General features: G+C 70.0%; 23 protein-coding genes and 1 tRNA gene. 13 read left to right on the plus strand and 11 right to left on the minus strand.

Translation table 11 applies throughout. The features are described from left to right. Window positions 1-48: 48 nt before the first annotated feature. The 3 genes from ACZK39_RS13540 to ACZK39_RS13550 all read right to left on the minus strand — a co-directional run bounded on the left by ACZK39_RS13540 (window position 49) and on the right by ACZK39_RS13550 (window position 3,475). A tRNA-Pro gene (locus tag ACZK39_RS13540) sits at window positions 49-122 on the minus strand. 42 nt (window positions 123-164) lie between these two features. Further along, window positions 165-1,073, minus strand: coding sequence for a metallophosphoesterase (locus tag ACZK39_RS13545; protein WP_463613602.1), 909 nt, complete (start codon window positions 1,071-1,073; stop codon window positions 165-167). Beyond that, the gene (locus tag ACZK39_RS13550) at window positions 1,070-3,475 is read right to left on the minus strand and encodes a transglycosylase domain-containing protein (protein WP_463613603.1); all 2,406 of its coding nucleotides are present in this window, start codon (window positions 3,473-3,475) and stop codon (window positions 1,070-1,072) included. The genes ACZK39_RS13545 and ACZK39_RS13550 overlap by 4 nt, the downstream gene beginning before the upstream one ends. A gap of 146 nt (window positions 3,476-3,621) precedes the next feature. Here ACZK39_RS13550 and ACZK39_RS13555 point away from each other — a divergent pair, with 146 nt between their 5' ends. Beyond that, window positions 3,622-3,933, plus strand: coding sequence for a WhiB family transcriptional regulator (locus tag ACZK39_RS13555; RefSeq protein ID WP_182782108.1), 312 nt, complete (start codon window positions 3,622-3,624; stop codon window positions 3,931-3,933). Window positions 3,934-3,979: 46 nt separating this feature from the next. Here ACZK39_RS13555 and ACZK39_RS13560 read toward each other — a convergent pair whose 3' ends face one another. The 7 genes from ACZK39_RS13560 to ACZK39_RS13590 form a co-directional block, all read right to left on the minus strand. Beyond that, on the minus strand, window positions 3,980-4,615 hold the full coding sequence (locus tag ACZK39_RS13560; protein ID WP_182782109.1) for an NUDIX hydrolase: 636 nt from the start codon (window positions 4,613-4,615) through the stop codon (window positions 3,980-3,982). Further along, the gene (locus tag ACZK39_RS13565) at window positions 4,612-5,199 is read right to left on the minus strand and encodes a TlpA family protein disulfide reductase (RefSeq protein WP_463613604.1); all 588 of its coding nucleotides are present in this window, start codon (window positions 5,197-5,199) and stop codon (window positions 4,612-4,614) included. Before ACZK39_RS13565 ends, ACZK39_RS13560 begins: the two co-directional genes overlap by 4 nt. A 10-nt stretch (window positions 5,200-5,209) precedes the next feature. Then, a complete protein-coding gene (gene nth / locus ACZK39_RS13570; RefSeq protein WP_182799148.1) occupies window positions 5,210-5,881 on the minus strand; it encodes an endonuclease III in 672 nt (223 codons plus the stop codon). Next, window positions 5,881-6,345, minus strand: a complete 465-nt coding sequence (locus ACZK39_RS13575; RefSeq protein WP_182782112.1) for a RidA family protein — start codon at window positions 6,343-6,345, stop codon at window positions 5,881-5,883. The genes nth and ACZK39_RS13575 overlap by 1 nt, the downstream gene beginning before the upstream one ends. Beyond that, window positions 6,342-6,497, minus strand: coding sequence for a Sp36 family protein (sp36, locus tag ACZK39_RS13580; protein ID WP_182782113.1), 156 nt, complete (start codon window positions 6,495-6,497; stop codon window positions 6,342-6,344). Before sp36 ends, ACZK39_RS13575 begins: the two co-directional genes overlap by 4 nt. A gap of 126 nt (window positions 6,498-6,623) precedes the next feature. Continuing rightward, window positions 6,624-7,118 (minus strand): phage holin family protein, encoded by a 495-nt coding sequence (locus ACZK39_RS13585; protein WP_182799147.1) that lies wholly within the window; start codon window positions 7,116-7,118, stop codon window positions 6,624-6,626. An 83-nt stretch (window positions 7,119-7,201) separates the two neighbouring features. Then, window positions 7,202-7,945, minus strand: a complete 744-nt coding sequence (locus ACZK39_RS13590; protein ID WP_459056188.1) for a class I SAM-dependent methyltransferase — start codon at window positions 7,943-7,945, stop codon at window positions 7,202-7,204. Between the two features lie 125 nt (window positions 7,946-8,070). Between ACZK39_RS13590 and ssd the strand changes: the two genes are divergently transcribed. From ssd to ACZK39_RS13610, 4 genes are read left to right on the plus strand one after another with little or no spacing between them, the layout of a single operon-like run. Next, a complete protein-coding gene (ssd, locus tag ACZK39_RS13595; RefSeq protein ID WP_182799145.1) occupies window positions 8,071-9,081 on the plus strand; it encodes a septum site-determining protein Ssd in 1,011 nt (336 codons plus the stop codon). Further along, the gene (locus ACZK39_RS13600) at window positions 9,074-10,219 is read left to right on the plus strand and encodes a TadA family conjugal transfer-associated ATPase (RefSeq protein ID WP_463613605.1); all 1,146 of its coding nucleotides are present in this window, start codon (window positions 9,074-9,076) and stop codon (window positions 10,217-10,219) included. Before ssd ends, ACZK39_RS13600 begins: the two co-directional genes overlap by 8 nt. After that, window positions 10,213-11,019: a type II secretion system F family protein gene (locus ACZK39_RS13605; RefSeq protein WP_463613606.1), complete on the plus strand. Its 807-nt coding sequence runs from the start codon at window positions 10,213-10,215 to the stop codon at window positions 11,017-11,019. Before ACZK39_RS13600 ends, ACZK39_RS13605 begins: the two co-directional genes overlap by 7 nt. Continuing rightward, the gene (locus tag ACZK39_RS13610; RefSeq protein ID WP_182782119.1) at window positions 11,016-11,744 is read left to right on the plus strand and encodes a type II secretion system F family protein; all 729 of its coding nucleotides are present in this window, start codon (window positions 11,016-11,018) and stop codon (window positions 11,742-11,744) included. Before ACZK39_RS13605 ends, ACZK39_RS13610 begins: the two co-directional genes overlap by 4 nt. A gap of 2 nt (window positions 11,745-11,746) precedes the next feature. Here the strand turns inward: ACZK39_RS13610 and ACZK39_RS13615 are convergent, their stop codons facing one another. Beyond that, on the minus strand, window positions 11,747-12,376 hold the full coding sequence (locus ACZK39_RS13615) for a polysaccharide deacetylase family protein (RefSeq protein ID WP_182799142.1): 630 nt from the start codon (window positions 12,374-12,376) through the stop codon (window positions 11,747-11,749). Here ACZK39_RS13615 and ACZK39_RS13620 point away from each other — a divergent pair. The 8 genes from ACZK39_RS13620 to topA all read left to right on the plus strand — a co-directional run bounded on the left by ACZK39_RS13620 (window position 12,369) and on the right by topA (window position 21,742). After that, window positions 12,369-12,872 carry a hypothetical protein gene (locus tag ACZK39_RS13620; RefSeq protein WP_182799141.1) on the plus strand — a complete coding sequence of 168 codons (504 nt, stop codon included), beginning with the start codon at window positions 12,369-12,371 and terminating at the stop codon, window positions 12,870-12,872. The two genes, ACZK39_RS13615 and ACZK39_RS13620, sit on opposite strands and share 8 nt — an antisense overlap. 33 nt (window positions 12,873-12,905) lie before the next feature. Further along, window positions 12,906-15,155, plus strand: coding sequence for a DNA 3'-5' helicase SftH (gene sftH, locus ACZK39_RS13625; RefSeq protein ID WP_463613607.1), 2,250 nt, complete (start codon window positions 12,906-12,908; stop codon window positions 15,153-15,155). Window positions 15,156-15,301: 146 nt separating this feature from the next. After that, complete coding sequence (locus tag ACZK39_RS13630; protein WP_182782125.1) at window positions 15,302-15,502, plus strand: DUF4244 domain-containing protein; 201 nt, start codon at window positions 15,302-15,304, stop codon at window positions 15,500-15,502. A 20-nt stretch (window positions 15,503-15,522) separates the two neighbouring features. Further along, complete coding sequence (locus ACZK39_RS13635) at window positions 15,523-15,873, plus strand: hypothetical protein (protein ID WP_463613608.1); 351 nt, start codon at window positions 15,523-15,525, stop codon at window positions 15,871-15,873. Further along, window positions 15,873-16,232: an Rv3654c family TadE-like protein gene (locus ACZK39_RS13640; RefSeq protein ID WP_463613644.1), complete on the plus strand. Its 360-nt coding sequence runs from the start codon at window positions 15,873-15,875 to the stop codon at window positions 16,230-16,232. Before ACZK39_RS13635 ends, ACZK39_RS13640 begins: the two co-directional genes overlap by 1 nt. 84 nt (window positions 16,233-16,316) lie before the next feature. After that, on the plus strand, window positions 16,317-17,366 hold the full coding sequence (gene mgrA / locus ACZK39_RS13645; RefSeq protein ID WP_463613609.1) for an L-glyceraldehyde 3-phosphate reductase: 1,050 nt from the start codon (window positions 16,317-16,319) through the stop codon (window positions 17,364-17,366). A 115-nt stretch (window positions 17,367-17,481) separates the two neighbouring features. Then, window positions 17,482-18,969, plus strand: coding sequence for a DUF7059 domain-containing protein (locus tag ACZK39_RS13650; protein WP_463613610.1), 1,488 nt, complete (start codon window positions 17,482-17,484; stop codon window positions 18,967-18,969). 91 nt (window positions 18,970-19,060) lie between these two features. Beyond that, window positions 19,061-21,742: a type I DNA topoisomerase gene (topA, locus tag ACZK39_RS13655; protein WP_463613611.1), complete on the plus strand. Its 2,682-nt coding sequence runs from the start codon at window positions 19,061-19,063 to the stop codon at window positions 21,740-21,742. The last annotated feature ends 71 nt before the right edge of the window (window positions 21,743-21,813 follow it).

A 21,813-nucleotide genomic window follows, 5' to 3' on the forward strand; every position in this document is an offset into this window, starting at 1 on the left:
CAATAAAGTCGAGAGGTATGGGCGCTAGCCCATTTCTCTCGACCTGCGTCGGGGTGACAGGATTTGAACCTGCGGCCTCGTCGTCCCGAACGACGCGCGCTACCAAGCTGCGCCACACCCCGATTGGCCCAAGGACCAACCGAGATACTAGCCCATCGGCCCCGTCAGCGCGAAACCGGACGAAGGGTCAGCAGCGTGACCTCGGGACGGCAGGCGAACCGGTACGGGGCGAAGGGGGAGGTGCCCACGCCCGCCGAGACGTGCAGGTGGGCGGTGTGTCCGCCAGCGGTGTGTGTGGAGAGGCCCTTGACCCGGGCGGGGTCCAGATCGCAGTTGGTGATGAGTGCGCCGTAGCCAGGGACGCAGACCTGCCCGCCATGGGTGTGGCCGGCGAAGATCAGGTCCATCCCATCCGCGGTCATGGCATCCAGCAGCCGCAGATAGGGGGCGTGGGTCACGCCGATGTTGAGGTCCGCGGAGGCATCGGCCGGGCCCTCCACCATCGCGTAGCGGTCGCGGCCCAGGTGCGCGTCGTCGACTCCGCGGAACGCCAACCGGTACCCGTTGACCTCCAGAGCAGCCCGACGGTGGGTCAGGTCCACCCAGCCATGCTTGGTCATGCCGTCACGCAGCTTCTCCCACGGAAGGTTGGGCGCAGTCGGCCCCTTGGCCTCCGATTTGCCGTGTGCGAGGTACAGCAGCGGGTTGCGGAAGTGTGGCTTGAAGTAGTCGTTGGAGCCGAACACGAACACTCCGGGCACGAACCTCAACTTGTTCCACGCGGCGAGCAGCGGGAAAACTGCCTCGGCCTGCGCGATGTTGTCCCCGGTGTTGATGACCAGATCAGGCTCCAGCGCCGCCATCGAGCGGATGAAGTCCAGCTTGAAGTGCTGGCTGGTGGTGAGGTGGATGTCGGACATGTGCAGAATCCGGATCGGCCGCCCCCCGGCAGGCAGAATCGGGAGCTCCACCTGCCGGACAGTGAACAGCGCAGCCTCGATCAGCCCCCAGCCGAAGCATGCCGCGCCGACGGCAGCCGTGGCCCCGACGGCGCGGAGAACCGGCCGCGTCATTCGTTGGGGTTGCCGGGCTCGGCGTTGCCAGGCGGCGCAGGGGCCTCCTCGGCGGGAGGAGCCGGGTCGGCCGGAGCTTCGGGCGCCGGCGCCACAGGCTCAGGCCGGGGAACGGGCTTCGGGCCCAGGGAGACCTTCAGCGACACCGTCGAGAACTTGATGGCGGAGCCCGTCGGTGAGATGCCCAGGAAGGTGCCCGCTGGGCGGCTGTTGTAGACGCTCCAGCGCTGGGTCTGGAAGCCGGCGGCCTCAAGCGTGCGCTTGGCCTCGTTGTAGCCCATCCCGGACACGTCCGGCAGCGGCACCTTGACGCCCTCAAGCACCTCGGTGGTGGGCTTGGTGAAGGCAGTCTTCGGCTTGTCCGCCAGCGCGGAGGCCATGGCGGCCTTCCAGATCAGGCCCGCGTCCCCACCGCCGGAGCCGCGCAGATACGTGCCGCTGGGGAGCCTCACGTTCTTGAGCGTCTTCCGCTTGGATTCGTACCAGGGGTTGGTCTTGTCGATGGCGATCCAGGCGGCGCCGGCCATCTCCGGGGTGTAGCCCGCGAACCAGACGGCCTGGTTCTCGCTGATCGTGCCTGTCTTGCCGGCCTGGGGGCGGCCGTCGCTCAGGCGTGCCGGGCGCCCGGTGCCGTTGTCGATGACGCTCTTGAGGATGTAGTTGACGCCGTCGGCGATCTCGGGTCGGATCACCTGCTTGCAGTCGGCCGGTGGCACCGCCAGGGAGCTGCCGTCCTTGGTGGTGACCGCTTCCAGGATGATCGGGGTGCAGTGGATGCCCCGGTTGGCGAAGGTTGCGTAGGCCTCGGCCATTGACAGCGGCGTGACCTCGGAGGTGCCGAGCACGAAGGTGGGGTAGTTCTGGTTGATGCGCAGGTCCTGACCGGTGGACATCTTGACGCCGGCGGCCTTGGCCATGTCGATGGAGGCGCAGATCCCGGCGTCGGCCTCAAGTTGCATGAAATAGGTGTTCACCGAGTCCTCGGCGCCCCGGATCATGTCGATCAACCCGTAGCCGCGGTTGTAGTTGCGGACCGTGTGGTCCTGCTTGAACACGAAGGGTCCGGTGCAGTTCTTGAACGTCATGCCCTCAAGCGGCAGCGCCTCGGGGGCGTTGTACTGGCGATCGGGGGTCATGCCGAGGTCCAGTGCCGCTGCCATCGTGAACGTCTTGAACGTGGACCCGGCCTGGTAGCCCTCTGCACCGCCCATCGACTTCTCGACGTTGTAGTTGTAGTAGGTCTCGCCGGCGTCGGTGCCCATGTCCGGCCGAGACTGTGCCATGGCCACGATGAGCCCGCTGCTCGGCTGGATCAGCGCCGCCCCCGCCAACACCGGATCCGTGGGTGCGATCAGGTCTGCGACGGCTGCCTCGGCTGCGGCCTGGGCGGTTGGGTTGATCAGGGTCTGGATGGTGAGCCCGCCCCGGTTGAGCAGGTTCTCCCGCTCCTCGGGTGTGGCGCCCATGCTCGGCATCTGGTCGCTCAGCAGGGTGCGGCGGACGTAGTCGCACAGGAAGGGGTACGGCGAGGCGGTGCAGCCGTTGGGGGTCCGCTTGACCGTGGCCTGGTCGAAGGGGACCGCCTTGGCCTCCGCCGCGCGCTCCTCGCTGATGATGCCCAGCTCGGCCATGCGGTTGAGCACGACGTTGCGGCGCTCGATGGCCTTCTCTGGATTCTTCACCGGGTTGGTCGACACGGGGTTCTGCACGAGCCCGGCCAGCATGGCCGCCTGCTCCAGGGTCAGATCCTTGGCGGTGGTGCCCCAGTAGTGCTGGGCGGCGGCTTCGACGCCGTAGGCGCCGTCACCGTAGTAGGCGATGTTGAGGTAGCGCTCCAGGATCTCGTCCTTGGTGAGTCGCTCCTCCAAGGCCATGGCGTACCTGGCCTCGATGATCTTGCGGTCGATGGTCACCTCGGTGGCCTTGCGCACGCCCTCCTCGTCGCCGGCTGCCACGGCCGATTCCACCCGAACGAGCTTGACGTACTGCTGCGTGAGTGTCGAGGCGCCCTGGGTGTCTCCGGTCATCGTCTTGACGAACGCTCGGCCGAAGCCCTGGAAGTCGATCGCGCCGTGCTCGTAGAAGCGATGGTCCTCAATGGCGATCTGGGCGTCCTGCATGGCCGGGGCGATCTCGGAGAGCGGCACGTAGATGCGGTTCTCGTTGAAGAACGTGGCCAGCACCTGCCCATCGGCCATCAGGATCCGGGAGCGCTCGGACTGGGGAGGCGTCTCGAGGTCCGCGGGGAGGTACTCCAGCGACTCGGCGGCCAGCTTGGCGCTTCCGCCCGCGAGCGCGGCGAAGGGCACCGCGAGGCCCGACAGGAGGAGGCCGGCGAGCACGCTCACCGCGAGAAACATGAGGACGGAGTACGCCTTCTGGCTGAGGGAGGCAGACTTCATTGCCCCAGTTTACGTGACGGGTCCCAGGAGGCCATGGTCCGCGGCTTGGCTTGCGTTTTTGCTGGCCGGATACCCCTGTTGCGGAGTACCGCTGATGCGCTAGCGTGCATGTCATCTGACAGTGACTGCGCAAGGGAGGGCAGCTGATGTCCCTGGCTGAAGTGAGCGAATGGACGCTCCATGCCAAGTGCCGCGAAATGGCTGACGCACTATTTCCGGAAGGCAAGGACCAGAAGCGCGCGAGATCGGTATGCGTCGGGTGCCCGGTCCGCTCCGAGTGCCTTGCAGAGGCCTTGGACAACCGCATCGAGTGGGGCGTCTGGGGCGGCATGACGGAGCGGGAGCGACGCGCTCTCCTCCGCTCGCGCCCGGATATCGACTCGTGGCACGACGTGCTCGTCGAGCACCATGACACCCCGGGGGCACACATCTCAGTGTTACCCACCCGCCAGATCTGAAGTTCTGGCGACGGCGCACGGCCCTGCCGTGCGCCGTCGGCGTCTCTCAATCGCGCATGTAGCGGGCCGGGATGTCGGCGACCCGGCCACGGTTCCAGGGTTTGGCCCAGCCGCCCAACTCAAGCACCCAGTCCACCAGGTGCGCGGTCAGGCCCCAGATGAACTGATCGCCGAGCACGAACGCCGGCCCCTCGAAGCCGCTCGGGTGATGACCCGTCAACCGGACCTCCGCCGATGACAGGGCGGAGACGCCGAAGGCGTGCACGGCGCCGGTCTCGGCCGGGTCGCGGGGCGCCAACCGGTGCCCGCCGGGCCATACCGCCACCACCGTCGTCACGTCATAGCCGGAGGCAGGGACCCACAGCGGTGGCAATTCGCCCAGCACGGTGACGTGTTCTGCGGCCAGGCCGATCTCCTCGTTGGCCTCCCTCAACGCCGTGTGGCGCCGGTCCCGGTCCGTCGCGTCGACGGCGCCCCCTGGCAGGGCGATCTGGCCGGCGTGACGGCGCATCGTCTCGGCCCGGGTCACGAAGGTGAGCGACGGGTCCTGCTCATCGGTGAACAGCATCAGCACCGCGGCAGCGCGCTCGCCTCGTGGGGTGCGGTGCACGTCTATCTCACGCGCAGCAGGCCCCCGGACCAGGGCGTGGCAGAGGGCCTCGAACGTCTCTGGATGCCTCACCGCACCCCCAGGTAGTCGTCGGCCATCGTGAGAAGTTGCTCGGTGGATTCGAAGGGCCCCGCGTGGACGCCGACGATCCTGCCGTCGGCGTCGACAAAGTACGTGGTGGGCAGGCCCGGCACCCGCAGGGGCACCTGAAGGGACTTGTCGGCGTCGATCACATGCGGATATCTCCACCCGACAAGCCCAGCGAACTCGATGGCCCACTCCGGCCTGGGGTCGTTGTAGTTGACGCCGACGAAGGCCACCCCGTCGAGCTCGGCGAGGCCCGCCCTCAGGTAGGGCGATTCCTCGCGGCAGGGCCCGCACCACTGGGCCCACAGGTTCACGACGGTGGGCTTCCGCTCAAGTCCGGCCAGATTGACGACGGCGTCGCTGCCCAGGCAGGTCAGCTGGGTCTGCGGTAGTCCGCCGGCCACCTGGAGTGTCGCGGGGTCGGTGACCGGGCAGTCTGGGAGGCCGTACTCCACCCTGAGCGACGCGAGATCCACCGGCGCCGGGCTGGGCGGCTGCGAGGTCACGGCCGTCGGAGAGCACGCAGCCAGCGCGAGCGCCGCGGCGAGGGCAAGGAGGCGTGGGATCACAATGCCGAGATTACCCGCGCGGCTCGCGGATCAGCTGGGCGGCGATGGCGGGATCCTGCTCGCCGATTCCGCTGCTCGGGCACAGATCGCGGACGGGGCACGCGCCGCATGCGGGCCTTCGAGCGTGGCAGCAGCGCCGCCCGTGCCAGATCACCCGGTGGCACAGCATCACCCAGTCCTCAGGCGGGAACAGGGCGGCGACATCGCGCTCCACCGCGTCCGGCTTGGTGCTCCCGGTCCACCCCAGGCGGCCCGCAACGCGGATCAGGTGGGTGTCCGGAGTGACCCCGGGGATCCCGAAGGCGTTGCCCAGCACCACGTTCGCGGTCTTCCTGCCGACGCCTGGCAGCGTGATCAGCTCGGCAAGAGTGTTCGGGACGCGGCCGTCGAAGTCGTCGACGATGCGGCGCGCGAGTCCGATGATGGCCGCGCTCTTCGCGCGGAAGAAGCCTACGCTGAGGATGATCTCCTCGACATCAGCGGCGTCCGCCTCGGCCAGTGCGAGCGGGGTGGGGAAGCGGGCGAAGAGGCGCGGGGTGACGGTGTTGACGCGTCTGTCCGTGGACTGCGCGGAGAGCACGGTGGCGACGAGGAGCTCGAACGGTGTGGTGTAGTCCAGCTCGCACCGGGCCTCCGGGTAGGCCTGCGCCAGCGCGCTGTGGACGGCCGAGGCCCGGTCCATCAGACCTCGACGATCAGCTCGACCTCGACGGGGGCGTCCAACGGCAGCACCGAGACACCGACCGCCGATCGGACGTGGGCGCCCGCCTCGCCGAACACCTCACCGAACAGGGCCGAGGCGCCGTTGGCCACCGCCGGTTGGGCGGTGAAGCCCGGCTCGCTGGAGACGAACACCACCACCTTGAGCACGCGGCGGATGTGGTCCACCCCGCCGGCCACCTCGGCTGCGGCTGCCAGGGCGTTGAGCGCGGCCAGCCGGGCGGCCTGCACGCCTGTCTCCTGGTCCACCTCGCCTCCGAGCTTGCCGGTGGCGATCAGCCGCCCGTCGACGCTGGGCAGCTGGCCAGAGGTCCACACCTGGTTGCCCACCAGCGTGGCAGGCACGTAGGCGGCCACGGGTGCTGCAACCGGCGGGAGGTCGATGCCCAGCTCGGTCAGCCGCTGCGTTGCAGAGGTCCCGCTCACTGCTGGGGGCGCTTGAAGTATCCGACGAGCGTGTCCGGGTTGGGCCCGGGGGCGAGCTGGATGAGCTCCCAGCCGTCCGCCCCGAAGTTGTTGAGCAGCTGCTGCGCCACGTGCGAGAGGATTGGCGCCACGAAGTATTCCCACTTGGTCATGAGGCCCAGCCTGCCATGTCTGCAGGCTGGGCGACACTCGGCGCTAGGCGTCCATATCCAGATGGAGGGGTGCCGGATCGCCCGATCCGGTGCGCCGCAGCCGAGCCACGATTGTTCAGCAGGCTCCTAGGGACGCCCGAACGTGCTGTCGAGATCCGCGTCGCGGAAGCGCGGGAGATCGTCGGGCTTGATCACCACGTCAGCGCTCTTCGTGCGCGACGCGATGGCCGCAACCACCGCGTCGAGTGTGGCCTTGGCCTCGGCGATGGTGGCGTCCGGCTTCTTCACCTGGCGGAACTTGTTGCGGCCGAGGATCACCAGCACCAGGGCGACGACCAGCGAGAAGAGCACGCTGGCCAGGAACCCCAGGGTGAAGGACGACCACGGTCCCAGCGGCGTCACCGCGTGCAGCAGGAGGCCGAGCGCGAGCGCGATCAGGATCACCAGCATCCAGACGGCGTGGAACGCGAATACAGCGGCCCCGGCGAAGAGCCCGGCGCCGATCCCGGCAGCCTTGGCGGCGGGCTTGAGCTCGGCTGCCGCCAACTCGGATTCACGGGCGACGAAGTCTGAGACGGCATCCTTGATGTCCACCAGGTGGTGGCTGGGCTCAATAGGCATGTTGCTCCTTCCGGCAGTGGCCAGCCTAGTGGTTGTCACCGTCGGTGCGTCGGGGGGAGGGCCGGTTCAGGCGCGTCGTCGGGTCACAGCTGAATGGCCAGGGCGTGGTCGGGAAGCACAACAGGGGCGGTCAGCTCCTCGTGATCCACCCAGGCGCGCCAGCACAGAAGCTGGAAGGGCAGCCGCAGGCTCTCGCCCGGGCGAACCGCACCGTCGTAGAGCTCAGAGACCTGGTCGAGAAGGTGGCCGAGCTGCGCGGCATCCAGGTTGGCCGCGAGGGGTTGGGCCCTCACCAGGCCCACGAGGTCGTCGCGGCTGACGCTCTGCCAGACCCGGAATGCCCGCTGCTCAACCTCGGGGAAGTACTTGCTGGAGCTCAGGAAGTCGAGGCTGTGGTGGCCGTAGTCGCCCTTCATCGCCATCGGGTCGAATCGTCGCAGGAGTGCCGCGAGGCGGCGGACCCAGGGCACCGAGTCGTCGCGCACCAGGTACGAGGCGCTCAGACACCCACCCGGGCGGAGCACCCGGGCGAGCTGCGGGAGCGCCTGCGTGAGGTCGTAGCGGTGGAGCCCCTGGTGGATCAGCACCACCTCGAACGTGAACGGGTCCGTCGGGATCGCTTCGGGCCGAGCCATGATGGGCGTGACGGAACGCACCCGGCGCAGCCGCTCGATGCGCTGCGCGTCCTCCGACGTGGCGAACAGCGAATGCCCCGCGTCGGTCAGCCGCCTGGCCAGGTGTGGCTCGGGGTCCACAGCCAGGGCCCGCACACCGTGCCACACCGCCAGCCAGTCGAGGGCTTCGGTGGGAAGGGTGGCGCGGGTCATGGGTTCCTCTCGTACAGCGATCGCACCAAGGGTAACGGGAGGGAGATGGAGGCCGCGCGGCACCAGTTGTCCACAGCCCCGGGATGGGGCGGGACACGGGGGCCGGAGTTTGCGAACAAGGGGCTATGGACACCACTGCGTCGACGTTGCTGTGCTCCCGGGACCCTGCCGTCATCGAGGCGGTTGAAGTGGCCGCCGCGGCCATGGATGTCGGGCTCCGTGTGGCGCGGGACGCCCAGGAGGCCAGAGCGCTGTGGCCGGCCGCCACGCTCCGGTTCCTCTCCACCGAGGTGGCGGCCCGCTGGACGTCGGCGCCGCCGGGGCGGGCGTTCCTGGTGGGCACCTCTCCTGCTGAGCTGACCCGCTGCTCCGCCCAGCTGGAACTGCCGGTGATCCCCCTGCCAGACGTCGGGGGTCGCCTCGTGGATGCATTGAAGCGCAACTCGGGCGAGGCGCTCCACCGCGGTACGACGGTGGCGCTGGTGGGCGCCGCGGGGGGCCTGGGGGTCAGCACCCTGGCGGTGTCGCTGGCCATCACAGCGGGGCGCCGTGGCACGCCGTCGGCCGTGGTGGATCTGGCCTCCTGCAGCGGGGGGCTGGATCTGGCCGCTGGAGGCGAGACGGTGGAAGGGATGAGGTGGTCGGACCTCGGCCAGGCCCGCGGCGAGTTGGGTGACCTCGCGGGCAGCCTGCCCTCGCTGGGCGGAGTGGTGCTGCTGGCGCACTCGAGGGAGGCGCCGTCCGTCCCGTCGGGAGAGACGGTCGCAGCGGTGATGGGCGCCCTGGCGCGGTCCCACCGGATGGTCGTGGTGGACTGCGGGCGCGACCCGTCGCCAACTCCGGCAGATCACACGGTGTTGGTGGTGGGGGCGGATGTCAGGTCGGTGGCAGCAGCGCGCATGCTGGCGGAGGTGAAGGCGCTTCGCCCCACGTCTATCGTCGTGCGCCGTGGCCCCGGGCGCTCCCTCCCCGAGCAGGTGGTGGCGCGGGCGCTCGGCGCGCCCAGCCTGGGCCGGATGGACCACCACCGAGCGCTGCCTCGGCTGGCTGAACTCGGACTGCTGCCCGTGTCCGGGCCGGCCCGGCGGTACGCCCGGCAGGTGGGCGCCATCCTCGAGGGCCTCCCCGATGCCTGACATCGAACTGGACCGCCTTCAGGCGTCGTTGGCGTCGCTGGGGCGGCCCTTCACGCCGCTGGATGTGGTGGTGTCGCTCCGAGCCATGGGGGTGGCTGTGACGGACGCGGGGGTCCATGACGTCCTCGCAGACCTCAGACGCCACAGCGTGGGGGCGGGCCCGCTGGAGGATCTCCTGGGCAGGCCGGGGGTCTCGGACGTGGTGGTCAACGGCCCCCGGGACGTGTTCGTTGATACGGGTCAAGGGCTGGAACGCGCCCCCGTCGCGTTCGTCGACGACGAGCAGGTGCGCCGCCTCGCCATCCGGCTTGCGGCAGCGGCCGGCCGTCGGCTGGACGATGCCACCCCGTTCGTGGACGGACGCCTCCCCAGCGGGGTGCGGCTGCACGCCGTGCTGGCGCCCGTGGCAGCTCCCGGCACCTGCATCTCGTTGCGTGTCCCGGCAGCCCGCAGCTTCTCGCTCCAGGATCTGGTGCAGGCGGGATCGCTCCCGGATGCCGGGGCCACGCTGCTCCGGGCTGTGGTGGATCGACGCGTCCCGTTTCTGGTCTCAGGAGGAACAGGTTCGGGCAAGACCACGCTGCTGGCCGCCATGGTGGGGCTGATCCCACACACCGAGCGCGTGGTCCTGGTGGAGGACGCGCGCGAGCTCGTCCCAGACCACCCCCACTGCGTGCGCCTGGAGGCCAGGCCCGCCAACGCTGAGGGGACCGGCGCCATCACATTGACCACGTTGGTCCGGCAGGCGTTGCGCATGAGGCCGGACAGGGTGGTGCTCGGCGAGGTGCGCGGGGCTGAGCTGACGGACCTGCTCACGGCTCTCAACACGGGGCACGAGGGCGGCTGTGGCACTATCCACGCGAACTCGATCCAGGATGTCCCGGCGCGGCTTGAGGCCTTGGCGGCCCTCGGTGGCATGGGGCGGGAGGCCTGCCACGCTCAGGTGGCGGCGGCGTTGAAGTTGGTCATCCACGTCGTCAGGGACCCGGGCGGGCGGCGACGGGTGGCGCAGATCGGGGTCTTCCGGCGCAGGGAGGACGGGCGGGTGGACGTGCTGCCCGCCGCCACCCTGTCCTCCTCCGGTGTGAGCCACGGCGAGGGTGCCCATCTCCTGCGGTTGGCGGTGGGTCCGTGCTGACAGCGGCCCTCATGGCCGGGCTGGCGGCCGCCCTTGTTGTCGGACCGCCGCCCACCGCGGTGGCCGGCAGGCTCCGGCCGCCCAGAGTGGCGCGCGGCAACGGACATCTCGCCGTCGGTGCACTGGGGGGTGCGGCGGCTCTGGGAGCCGGATGGCTGGTGCTCGGCACCAGACCTGTGGTGTGGATGGTGGCCGTGGCTGTGGCGGTATCCACGCTCGGGTGGCTGGAGTACGGTCGCCAGGCACGGCGCGAGGAGGTCAGGGCTGCCGATGAGTGTGCCCAGGCGGCTCGGGCCCTGTCGTCGATGATGCGTTCGGGCAACATTCCCCGCGTTGCCCTGGCGGAAGCCGCCAGAGACTTCTCCGTCCTGGCTTCGGCCGCTGCCGCAGCCCGCCTGGGCTCAGATGTGGGGCGCGAACTGGATCGGGCGGCCGATGGTCCTGGGCGGGCCGGATTACGTGCCGTGGCCGCAGCCTGGCAGCTGAGCGAGCGCACGGGAGCCCCCATCGCGGAGGTGTTGGGGCGGGTCGCGGAGACCTTGCGGCGGCAGCGTCAGCTCGACGCGGTGGTGGCGACGGAGTTGTCCGCCGCACGCACCAGTGGCCACATCATGGCCACGCTGCCGTTCCTGGCGATGGGCTTGGGGCTGGTCTCAGGCGTCAACACGCTGGACTACCTGTTGACCGAGCCACTCGGGCAGTGGCTGGTCCTGGCAGGTGTGGCGCTCACTTCCGCCGGCGTGATCTGGGTGGACAGCCTGGCCAGGACGGGCGCCCGGCATGGGCGGGGGCGTCGGTGAGCAGCATCGCGCTGGCCGCAGCCATGGCCGCAATCGCCGCGTGGGTGGTGGTGCCCTTCCCTGCGGGCCGCCTGATCAGCCTGCGGGGCGGCCGTGCCGAGCGGCTCCTCGTTCTCCCGGGGCGGGTTGGGGCGCCACCCGGGGGGCAGCGTGTCGCCGTCGGGGCGGCGGCGGGGCTCCTGGCTGCGGTGGTGGTGGAGGGATGGGGTGGGGTGGTCCTCGGTGGCGGCGTGGCTCTTGTGGCAACGCTTGGCCTTGGGTTCGCCGCGCCGCGGCCGGACTGGTCCATGCTCGCCCGTGAGATGCCGGACGCGCTCGACTTCCTGGCGGTGTGCATGGACGCCGGTCTCCCCACCGCTCACGCGGTCGGCGAGGTGGCCAGGGTGTCGCCGTCGGCCACCCAACACCTGCTGCAGGAGGTCGCCGCTCAGCTCGCCCTGGGACGAGCCGGCCCCGCCGCGTGGGAGAGCCTGAGATCTCACCCGGTGTGGGGACGCGTGGCTGTGGACGTGATCAGGGCAGAGCACGCAGGAACCGCACTGGCAGGCGTCCTCCGAGACCATGCGGAGGACGCCCGACAAGAGCACAGGGACGCCGCTGCACGGCGCGCCCGGACCGTCGGCGTGAGGTCGGTGGTGCCGCTCATGGCCTGCTTCCTCCCGGCGTTCATGGCTGTGGGTGTGGTGCCGATCATCGCCAGCCTGATGCAGAGCTTCTTCGGGTGAGTTCAGCGGCCGTCGTCCAGCAGGTCCGGCACCGTGGTGAAGCTGTAGCCACGGGCCCGGAGGTCGTCGATGATCCCGGGCAGCGCGTCCGCGTCCAGGGTCGAGCTGTCGTACGGGTTTGCCCCCACGTGCATCAGAACGATCTGCCCGGGGCGCAGGCGATCCAGGATCCGCTGGCGGATGATGGCCGTGGTGATCCCTTCGCTGGTTCCCTTCCAGCCGAGGGTGTCCACCGTCCAGCGAATCGGGATGTAGCCCGCCTCGTTGACCACACGGATGTCAAGGGGCGCCACGTCGCCGAACGGGAACCGGAACAGGGGCTTCGTCGTGGTGCCGGTCAGCGCGGAGATGTCCCGCTCCGCGGCTGCCAACTCCGCCCGGATGGCCTCGTTGGTGATCTGCGTGAAGTAGGGGTGGGTGTTGCTGTGGTTTCCCACAGGATGCCCGGCACGGTCCATCGCGGTCACCTGCTGCGGGTAGGCGCGGGCGAAGGCGCCGGTGACGAAGAACGTGGCGGCCACGTCGCGGGCGGCGAGCGTGTCCAGGATGGACGCGACCCCCTGGGCCGAGGCGCCCCCGTCGAAGGTCAGTGCCACCACCTTCCGCTCAGTGGGGAACGCCTCGATGTCCATCCCTGCCCACAGCTGGACGAGCCCAGCGGCGGGTGCGGTGGTGCTACTGGTCGTTGTCGGTGGCGGCGCCGTGGCCGGAGCGGGGGTGGAGGTCCTCGGCGCTGGGGGGATCGTGGACGCCGCCGGTGTCGGTGTCGAGGTGCTCACAGGCGCGCTGGTGTCCGGTGGGTCGGGCGTCGTCGGCAGGCTCTCGGCCGGGGGTGCGGTCGGAGACTCAACCGGCGCTGACGGCTTCATGGTTGGGGTGCGTGACGCGGGTGAGGCCGTGCTGATCCGGCTGGAGGGGGTGGGGGTTGGATCGGCAGGGGTGCCAGGCGGGACCCCGCAGCCGACGAGCGCAAGGGCGACGATCAGCATCCCGGCCACCCCGGGCCGTGCCCGGTGGTGGACGGGCCCGCACAGGTCCAGTGACCGGCGCATCGTCCCCGCCTCCTTGCTGCTTCCACTGTACTCCCGCCCGGTGGGCAGGAGCCATGATGCGGTCTTGCGGAAATGAGGGATTGTCGGGGGGCGCTGGCACAGTGGGGGTGTGAAGTACGACTGGGTGCTCGGCAGGGACGAGGCGGTGGCGGTCCGGCACCGAGATCCCATGCCTGGCTGCACGGCGCCCTGGCCCGAGTGGGTCTCGGCGGCGGCCGTCTCGCGGATCGAGGAGGCCGGCATTTCGGCTCCATGGCGCCACCAGAGCCAGTTCGCCGAGGCGCTGTTCGCCGGCAGGCACGCCATCGTGTGTACCCCGACAGGGTCAGGCAAGACGCTCGGGTACCTTCTGCCCATCGTCGCCGCCACCGCGGAAGGCAGGCTCGGCGTCGCGGTGGACTCCACCCGGGCGCGGCTCACCGGAGCGCGACACACTGCCCTCTATCTGGCACCCACCAAAGCGCTGGCACACGATCAGTCCCGGGCGGCAACGGCGCTGGGGCCGGCCCGCTGGCGGATCAGCACCCTGGACGGGGACTCTGACGTAGCCGAGCGCCGGTTCGCCCGTGACCACGCTGATTTCGTCCTGACCAACCCTGACATGCTGCACTTCTCCGTGCTGCCCAACCATCAGCGGTGGGCCTCGTTCCTCGGGTCGCTGCGCTACATCGTCGTGGACGAGGCGCACCGCTATCAGGGTGTCTTCGGTGCCCACGTCGCGCAGGTGATCAGGCGGCTCCGGCGGTTGGCGGCCCAGTACGGCGCTGACCCGGTGGTGGCGCTGTCCTCAGCCACCGCCCCCAACGCGGGCGTGTTCGCGGAGACTCTCATCGGCGCCGAATGCGTTGAGGTCATCGGGCAGGACTCCTCCCCGAGCGGCCGCAGGACCGCGGTGTTGTGGCGTCCAGGGTCGTCGCTGCGAGCGGACACCGCGGAGCTCCTGGCCCAGCTCACGGACCACGAAGCGCAGACCATCGCGTTCGTCGCCTCCCGGCAGGGGGCGGAACTGGTGTCGCTGGCCGCCCAGGAGCTATCGCGGGAGCCCGCCAGGATCGCGTCCTACCGGGGCGGCTACCTCGCAGCGGATCGCCGCACCTTGGAGGCGGACCTTCAATCGGGCGAGCTGCGAGGCCTCGCCAGCACCAACGCCCTGGAACTCGGGGTCGATGTCGCGGGCATGGACGCGGTGCTGGTGTCGGGCTACCCAGGGAAACTGTCGTCGTTCTGGCAACAGGCGGGTCGGGCGGGCAGGCGCGGTCAGGATGCCCTCGTCGTGCTTCTGGCCCGCGAGGATCCGCTCGACGCCTACCTCGTGGAGCACCCGGAGCTCGTGTTCGACGCCCCGGTGGAGCGGGCTGTGCTTCACCCGGAGAACCCTCGGGTGCTGGGACCCCACCTGGCGGCGGCAGCACAGGAGCTCCCCCTCTCGGACGCAGACGAGCAGTGGTTCGGGCCCACCGTCCCGGCGCTTGCCCGCGCCCTCGCGGACCAGGGCGTGCTGCGGCACAGGAGGGACCGCTTCTACTGGACCCGCCCTGACAGGGCCGTGGATTTCATCAACCTGCGCGCCACGGCACAGCGTCCAGTGGACATCATCGAACGTCACACCGGCAGGGTCCTGGGCGTCATCGACGTGGCGGCCGCCGATCGCACGGTGCATCCGGGGGCCGTGTACCTGCACCAGGGCGAGGCGTTCACCGTCGAGGAACTGGACCTGGAGGAGCATCAGGCGCTGGTCGTCCAGGCCAGACCCACCTATTACACCCAGGCCCAGGCGTCGTTCGACATCCAGATCGTCGCCGAAGTGGAGCGCCGCGCCCTGGGCGCCACCCAGGTGTCCCGCGGAGACGTGCGGTTGGATTCCCAGGTGATCGGCTACCTTCGGCGCGACGAGATCACCCACGAGGTGTGGGACTCGACACCGCTGGACCTTCCCCGGCACAGAATGACCACCCAGGCCGTGTGGTGGACCGTGCCGCAGTCCCTGGCCAGACGGCTCGGCTGGGCAGAGCTGCAGACGGGCGCCGCCGTGCATGCCATGGAACACACGGCCATCGGGCTCCTGCCCGCCTTCGCGCCCTGCGACCGGTGGGACATCGGAGGGGTCAGCACGGCCCTCCACCCGGACACGGGTCTGGCCACGGTGTTCGTGCACGACGGGATGGCAGGCGGGGCCGGTTTCGCGCATCGCGGGTTCGACGTCGCGGAGGACTGGCTGCGGGCCACCCTGGACAGGTTGGAGCGGTGCACCTGTGAGTCCGGCTGCCCCTCCTGCGTCGTCTCGCCCAAGTGCGGAAACGCCAATCAGGTCCTCAACAAGGCCGACGCCGCTGAGCTCCTGCGCCTCATCCTCGGCTGAGGCGGGCTTCCGTTGTGCACAGGCATCGGTGTTGTCCGTTGCCGTCGTCCACATCTCGCGTTCGTGCCCGGGAAACGCCGGAGGCCACTTCCGAACAAGGGGGTGACCGGCTGACAGGCAGCCGGCGCACCGAAAGGACGCCTCCCATGGCTCACCTCGTTCCCACGCGCTCGGCCCGGGCCCGAACCCTGGCCCAGCGCGGACTCACCACCGTCGAGTACGCGCTCGGGCTGCTGGCCGCGGCCACCGTCGCCCTGGTGCTGCTGCGCATCTTCGGCGACAACCAGTTCTACAAGACGCTCTTCGACTGGGTGGTCAACGTCTTCACCCACATGGCCAAGGGCTGAGCCCGGCTCCCATGACCAGCATGCGAAGATCCCGGCGGGGTGAGCGCGCCATGGTCACAGTCGAGCTCGCCATCGGCCTTCTCACGGTGGCCGTCCTGGCCACCTGCCTCGCGGGGCTCTCGCTGCTGGGCGTGGCGCAGGCCACGGTCTCCGAGTCCAGCGCGCAGCTCGCCCGCCAAGCGGCGAGGTCCGATGAGGCGGCCCTCCGCGAAGCGCGCACGCGGGCTCCCGAAGGCGCGGTGATCGATGTACAGCGGGGGAGGGACGGCGTGTCCGCCACTGTCGCGATGGCCGTGGCGGTGCCCGGCATCGGGCCTGTCGAGGTCGCCGCCACCTCCTGGGCGGCCTATGAACCCGGGGCCGGTCCGTGATGCGCCGCCGCGACGATCGGGGGGCTGCCGGGTCGGTCTTGGTGGCCGGCCTCTGCCTCGTGCTGGTCAGTACTTTCATGGGCGCGGCGGTGCTCATCCAGTGGTTCTTCATCGCACGCCGGGCGGAGCATTCGGCTGAGCTGGCGGCGCTCGCGGCCGTCAGCGCGGCGGTCTCGGGCCGGCTTCCGTGCCCAGCGGCCGAGGAGGCAGCCGCACGCAACCAGGCGGACCTCGCCGTCTGCCACGTGCGAGGCGAGGGCCGGTCCATCGTCGTGGAGGTGGGGATCCGGGCCGTGCTGCGGCCGTCACTGCCAGGGCTGCCGGGTGAGCTGGTGAGGTCGGCCACGGGCGGCACGTGAGGGCAGCTCGCATGGCTGAGGCGTGGCGGGGGAGGAGATCCGCGACACCCTCGGGCCCACCCGCGCGGCGATACAGTGCGAGGCATGACCTACATCGCCGCGGATGACCGCTACACGTCCATGCCGTATCGCCGCCTCGGGACTTCGGGGCTCAAGCTCCCGGCCATTTCGTTGGGGCTCTGGCACAACTTCGGCGACGACAAACCGGTCCAGACACAACGCGACATTCTGCGCCGGGCCTTCGACCGCGGGGTGACGCACTTCGATCTCGCCAACAACTACGGTCCTCCCTACGGCGCTTCAGAGACCAACTTCGGTCGAATCATGACGGAGGACTTCACCCCGTACCGGCACGAGCTCGTGATCTCGTCCAAGGCCGGATGGGACATGTGGCCCGGCCCCTACGGCTTCGGGGGGTCCCGGAAGTACCTGCTGAGCTCGCTGGACGACTCGCTGCGGCGCATGCGCCTGGAGTACGTGGACATCTTCTATCACCACCGCCCGGATCCGGAGACGCCGCTGGAGGAGACGATGGCCGCGCTGGACCAGGCCGTGCGCTCCGGCAAGGCGCTGTATGCGGGGATCTCCTCCTACTCGGCGGCGCTCACTGCGAAGGCCCAGGAGATCGCCCGCGCCCTCGGCACGCCGCTGGTGATCCATCAGCCGTCGTACTCCGTGCTCAACCGGTGGGTCGAGGAGGGAGAGCCTTCCCTGTTGGAGGCCTGTCGCGACGCGGGCATGGGCGTCATCGCCTTCTCGCCGCTGGCGCAGGGCATGCTGACCGACCGCTACCTCGACGGCATCCCCGCAGACTCGCGGGCCGCGCAAGGCAAGTCGCTTGGCTCAGACCTGCTCACCGAGGACAACATCGCCCATCTCCGGTCGCTCAATCACATTGCTCAGGGCCGCGGGCAGAGCCTGGCGCAGATGGCCATCGCCTGGGCGCTGCGAGACCAGGGTGACGCGTCGGTCACCTCCGTGGTCCTCGGTGCATCGTCGGTGCGGCAGCTCGATGACAACCTCTCGGCCCTGGCCAAGATGGACTTCTCGGCCGAGGAACTGGCTGCCATCGATCGGCACGCCGGCGTCGAGGGCGTCAACCTCTGGCAGGGAGCCACCGACTCGGTGTCGTGACGCCCGAACTGGACGTTCGGGCGCCTGCGTGCGAGGCCGGCGCTGCGGACCCGGGCCACCCGGCCCCGAAGGGAGCTCCAGCCGATGGCGTGAGTGGGGCTCCTAGGATGGCGGCATGCCTCTCGATGTCTCCGCGCTCCGTTCCAGCCTGAGGGCGGCCCGATTCACCGTCGACGCCGTCCTGGACAGGATCGGCGAGGAGGGGCAGGCCGGCCTCGGCCGCAACTGCACGGTTCCGGCCGACGTGGCCCTGGGCGAGGCCACGGATCCGCTGGCGACGCTGATCAGGCTGTTCATCCTCCAGCAGGTGCTCCCGGAGCGGCAGGTGCGCGCCGCGTTGGACCTGACACCGCTCCTCGACGCCGGGTACCTGGCGCGCGATGCGGACGGCATCAGGGCCGGGGTCGACATCCGGCCCTACGGTTCTCCCGACGACGGTGCGACGGGGTGGATCGTGGCCGATCCGACGCCCGGAATGGACGGGCGGACCGAGCCCACTCGGCCGGACTATGTGCTCGGCGTCTCGCCGGCGTCGACCACGCTGGCCCAGCTCACGATGCGCCGCACCGTCGGCCCCGTCCTTGACCTGGGGACGGGGTGCGCGGTCCAGTCCCTCCATCTCGCCCGGCACGCCTCGCGCGTGGTGGCCACCGACGTGAACCCCCGGGCCCTTGAGCTGGCCCGCCTCACCGCCGCTCTCAACGAGGTTGTGGTGGACATCCGTGAGGGGTCGCTCTACGAGCCGGTGTCCGGCGAGCGCTTCGACCTGATCGTGTCCAATCCGCCGTTCGTGATGAGCCCACCCAGCGAGGAGGCCAGCACCCTGGCCTACCGGGAGACCAACTTCGAGGGTGACTCACTGCTGGAGCAGTTGGTCCGTGGGGCTGCTGCGCACCTCAATCCCGGAGGTAGCCTCCAGCTGCTCACCAACTGGGCCATCCTGGGGGACTCCTGGGAGGAACGGCTGGCCGGGTGGGTGCCGGAAGGGTGCGACGCCTGGGTGATCGAGCGCGAGCGCCTCGACATCTTCTCCTACATCGAGATGTGGCTGACCGACGCAGGGCTGTCCGGCTCGCCCCGGTGGCGCGCGGCCTACAACGAGTGGCTGGACTACTTCGAGAGGCTCGGCATCAGGGCCGTCGGCATGGGCTGGATCCTGGTGACCCGCGCGGAGCGTGCCGAGCCGCACGTCCGGTGCGAGAGCTGGCCCCACGCCGTCGCCCAGCCGGTCGGGGACGTGTTCGCCCGGCACGCCGAGGCGGTCACGGCCGCGACACTCCCGCTCGGCGAGCTCCTCGAGACCTCTCCCCGGCTGGTGGGCGTCGACCAGGAGACCATCGGTTCCCCGGGGGCGGAGCATCCCGAGCACATCGTCTTCCGGCAGCGTGGGGAGCTCCGCAGGGCGATCAAGGCGGACACGGCTCTGTCCGCCGTCCTGGGATCCCTCGACGGCGACCTGACGCTGGGTCAGGTGATCAGCGCCGTGGCGCAGGTGCTGGATCTGGACGCCGCCGAACTGGCCGCGGCCGTCGTGCCCGAGGTGCGCGTCGCGCTGCTGGACCAGCTGCTGCGTCCCGACGGCGGGCAGGCCCCGCGCGGCTGACGGGCCCCCGCCGCGACACCCGAGGCTCGGGCCACGTTGACAGCACAGGCTATTGTTCGGAGAGTTTCCCGACCGGAGGGCTGAATCACCCATGGCTGCCAAGCGTCTCGTGATCGTCGAGTCGCCGACGAAGGCGACAAAGATCGCCGGTTTCCTCGGCTCCGACTACATCGTCGAGTCCAGCCGAGGCCACGTCCGCGACCTCCCCACGTCGGCCGCCGAGGTGCCCGCCAAGTACAAGGGGGAGAAGTGGGCGCGCACCGGCGTGGACGTGGATAACGACTTCCGTGCCATCTACGTGGTCTCGCCGGACAAACGCTCCACCATGAAGGATCTGAAGGCCAAGCTCGCCGGAGTCGATGAACTCCTGCTGGCTACCGACGGTGACCGCGAGGGCGAGGCCATCGCGTGGCACCTCATGGACGAGCTGAAGCCGAAGGTGCCGGTCAAGCGGATGGTGTTCCACGAGATCACCAGGTCCGCCATCGAGGAGGCGGTCACCAATCCCCGGGAGCTCGACGTCGACCTGGTCGACGCGCAGGAAACCCGACGCATCCTGGACCGGCTCTACGGCTACGAGGTCTCTCCCGTGCTGTGGAAGAAGGTCATGCCGAGGCTCTCGGCGGGCCGCGTGCAGTCTGTGGCCACGAGGCTCGTCGTCGATCGGGAGCGTGAGCGCATCGCCTTTGTTCCCGCGTCCTACTGGGATCTCGACACCCACCTCGACGCCGGACCGGACGCGGACCCCCGCAACTTTCCGGCCCGGCTCGCCACCGTCGGGGGAGTGCGGGTGGCACAGGGCCGCGACTTCGACGCGGAGGGCCGGCTGACGGCCCAGGACGTCCTCGTCCTCAACGAGGCGTCCGCCCGGGCCCTCGCGGACGCTCTCCGCGCCTCATCCGTCACGGTGGGGGCGGTCGAGGCGAAGCCCTACACGCGCAAGCCGTACGAGCCGTTCCGTACCACCACGCTGCAGCAGGAGGCCGGCCGCAAGCTCGGGTTCACGGCCCAGCGCGCCATGTCGGTGGCCCAGGAGCTCTACGAGAAGGGCTTTATCACCTACATGCGAACGGACTCCGTGACGCTGGCAGGGCAGGCCATCGCGGCCGCGCGCGCCCAGGTCAAGGAGCTCTTCGGCGAGAGGTACCTCCCCGCGCAGCCCCGGGTCTACACCTCGAAGGTCAAGAACGCCCAGGAGGCCCACGAGGCTATCCGTCCCGCGGGCGACACATTCCGCCACCCGGACCAGACCGGCCTCGTCGGGGACACCTTCCGCCTCTATCAGCTCATCTGGCGCCGCACCCTGGCCTCCCAGATGGCCGATGCCAAGGGCGAGTCGCTCACCATCCGCATTGACGCGTCCTTCGCCCCCACCGTCGTGGGGGGCTCGGAGGTGACCACCTGTGGTCTGGTCGCGTCGGGGCGCACCATCACCTTCCCGGGCTTCCTCAAGGCCTACGTGCAGGGGGTCGACGACGAGTCCGCCTCTGATGATCAGCAGACGCGCCTCCCCATCCTGACGCAGGGCCAGGGGCTGGAGGTCGCCAGGGTGGAGGCGGCGGGCCACGAGACCCGTCCGCCCGCGCGCTACACCGAGCCGTCGCTGGTGGCGAAGCTGGAGGAGCTGGAGATCGGCCGCCCCTCCACTTACGCCTCCATCATCCGCACCATCACGGCCCGCGATTACGTCTTCAAGAAGGGCTCCGCCCTGGTGCCGACGTGGCTGGCGTTCGCCGTCACCAGGCTTCTGGAGGAGCATTTCTCCGAGCTGGTGGACTACGCCTTCACCGCGCAGCTGGAGGATCAGCTCGACGAGATCGCCTCTGGGAAGGCCAAGCGGCTCACGGTGCTCTCGGAGTTCTACCGCGGGCCTGAGGGCAGCGCGCACCACGGCCTGGAGACGCTGGTGACCGAGCTGGGGGAGATCGACGCCCGTGCGCTCTCCACGTTCCCGTTGCGTGACTCGGGTATCGACGTGCGGGTGGGCCGCTACGGCACCTACGTCGAGTCGTCGGACGGCCGCCGGGCCAACGTCCCCGACGACCTGGCCCCGGACGGTCTGACCGTCGAGGTGGCGGAGGAACTGCTGAGTAAGCCACTCGACGAGGAGCGCGAGCTGGGCGTGGACGAGGCCTCCGGAAACCTGATCGTGGCCAAGAACGGGCGCTACGGCCCGTACGTCACCGAGGTCCTCCCGGAGGACGCCCCCAAGTCCGCCAAGCCGCGCACGGGTTCGCTGTTCCAGTCCATGTCGCTGGACTCCATGGACCTCCCCACGGCCTTGAAGCTGATGAGCCTGCCCCGCGTGGTGGGTGCGGACGCCGACGGGGTGGAGATCACCGCCCAGAACGGCCGCTACGGCCCCTACCTGAAGCGCGGCACGGACTCCCGCTCGCTGGCCAGCGAGGATCAGATCTTCGGCATCACGCTGGAGGAGGCCCTCGCCATCTACGCGCAGCCCAAGACCCGCGGACGTGCCGCGGCGGCGGCGCCCCTGAAGGAGTTCGGGGCGGATCCGGTCTCCGGCAAGCCCGTGGTGCTCAAGTCGGGCCGGTTCGGCCCCTACGTCACCGACGGGGAGACCAACGCCACCCTGCGCCGCGACGACGACCCGGAGGCGATCACGCCCGAGCGCGCGTTCGAGATGATCGCCGAGAAGCGTGCGAAGGGACCCGCGAAGAAGCCTGCCCCGAAGCGGGCCCCGGCGGCCAGGAAGCCCGCCGCGAAGACCGCGGCCAGGAAGCCCGCCGCCCGCACCGCGAAGAAGGCGTGACCGCTTCGCCGCCACTAGTGTCCTGCGCCAGAAGTTCGTTGATGGGTGGCGATGTCCCAGGGGATGGATCG

This window comes from Tessaracoccus luoxuelianae, assembly GCF_055326245.1.

Excerpts from the sequence above, each read along its gene's own strand:
- ACZK39_RS13615 (WP_182799142.1), bottom strand. The coding sequence starts at position 12,376 with ATGGACATCGAGGCGTTCCCCACTGAGCGGAAGGTGGTGGCACTGACC.
- topA (WP_463613611.1), top strand. The coding sequence starts at position 19,061 with ATGGCTGCCAAGCGTCTCGTGATCGTCGAGTCGCCGACGAAGGCGACA.
- ACZK39_RS13545 (WP_463613602.1), bottom strand. The coding sequence starts at position 1,073 with ATGACGCGGCCGGTTCTCCGCGCCGTCGGGGCCACGGCTGCCGTCGGC.
- ACZK39_RS13550 (WP_463613603.1), bottom strand. The coding sequence starts at position 3,475 with ATGAAGTCTGCCTCCCTCAGCCAGAAGGCGTACTCCGTCCTCATGTTT.
- ACZK39_RS13555 (WP_182782108.1), top strand. The coding sequence starts at position 3,622 with ATGTCCCTGGCTGAAGTGAGCGAATGGACGCTCCATGCCAAGTGCCGC.
- ACZK39_RS13590 (WP_459056188.1), bottom strand. The coding sequence starts at position 7,945 with ATGACCCGCGCCACCCTTCCCACCGAAGCCCTCGACTGGCTGGCGGTG.
- ACZK39_RS13650 (WP_463613610.1), top strand. The coding sequence starts at position 17,482 with ATGCCTCTCGATGTCTCCGCGCTCCGTTCCAGCCTGAGGGCGGCCCGA.
- ssd (WP_182799145.1), top strand. The coding sequence starts at position 8,071 with ATGGACACCACTGCGTCGACGTTGCTGTGCTCCCGGGACCCTGCCGTC.
- ACZK39_RS13640 (WP_463613644.1), top strand. The coding sequence starts at position 15,873 with ATGCGCCGCCGCGACGATCGGGGGGCTGCCGGGTCGGTCTTGGTGGCC.
- mgrA (WP_463613609.1), top strand. The coding sequence starts at position 16,317 with ATGACCTACATCGCCGCGGATGACCGCTACACGTCCATGCCGTATCGC.
- ACZK39_RS13600 (WP_463613605.1), top strand. The coding sequence starts at position 9,074 with ATGCCTGACATCGAACTGGACCGCCTTCAGGCGTCGTTGGCGTCGCTG.
- ACZK39_RS13620 (WP_182799141.1), top strand. The coding sequence starts at position 12,369 with ATGTCCATCCCTGCCCACAGCTGGACGAGCCCAGCGGCGGGTGCGGTG.
- ACZK39_RS13630 (WP_182782125.1), top strand. The coding sequence starts at position 15,302 with ATGGCTCACCTCGTTCCCACGCGCTCGGCCCGGGCCCGAACCCTGGCC.
- ACZK39_RS13585 (WP_182799147.1), bottom strand. The coding sequence starts at position 7,118 with ATGCCTATTGAGCCCAGCCACCACCTGGTGGACATCAAGGATGCCGTC.
- sp36 (WP_182782113.1), bottom strand. The coding sequence starts at position 6,497 with ATGACCAAGTGGGAATACTTCGTGGCGCCAATCCTCTCGCACGTGGCG.
- ACZK39_RS13635 (WP_463613608.1), top strand. The coding sequence starts at position 15,523 with ATGCGAAGATCCCGGCGGGGTGAGCGCGCCATGGTCACAGTCGAGCTC.
- nth (WP_182799148.1), bottom strand. The coding sequence starts at position 5,881 with ATGGACCGGGCCTCGGCCGTCCACAGCGCGCTGGCGCAGGCCTACCCG.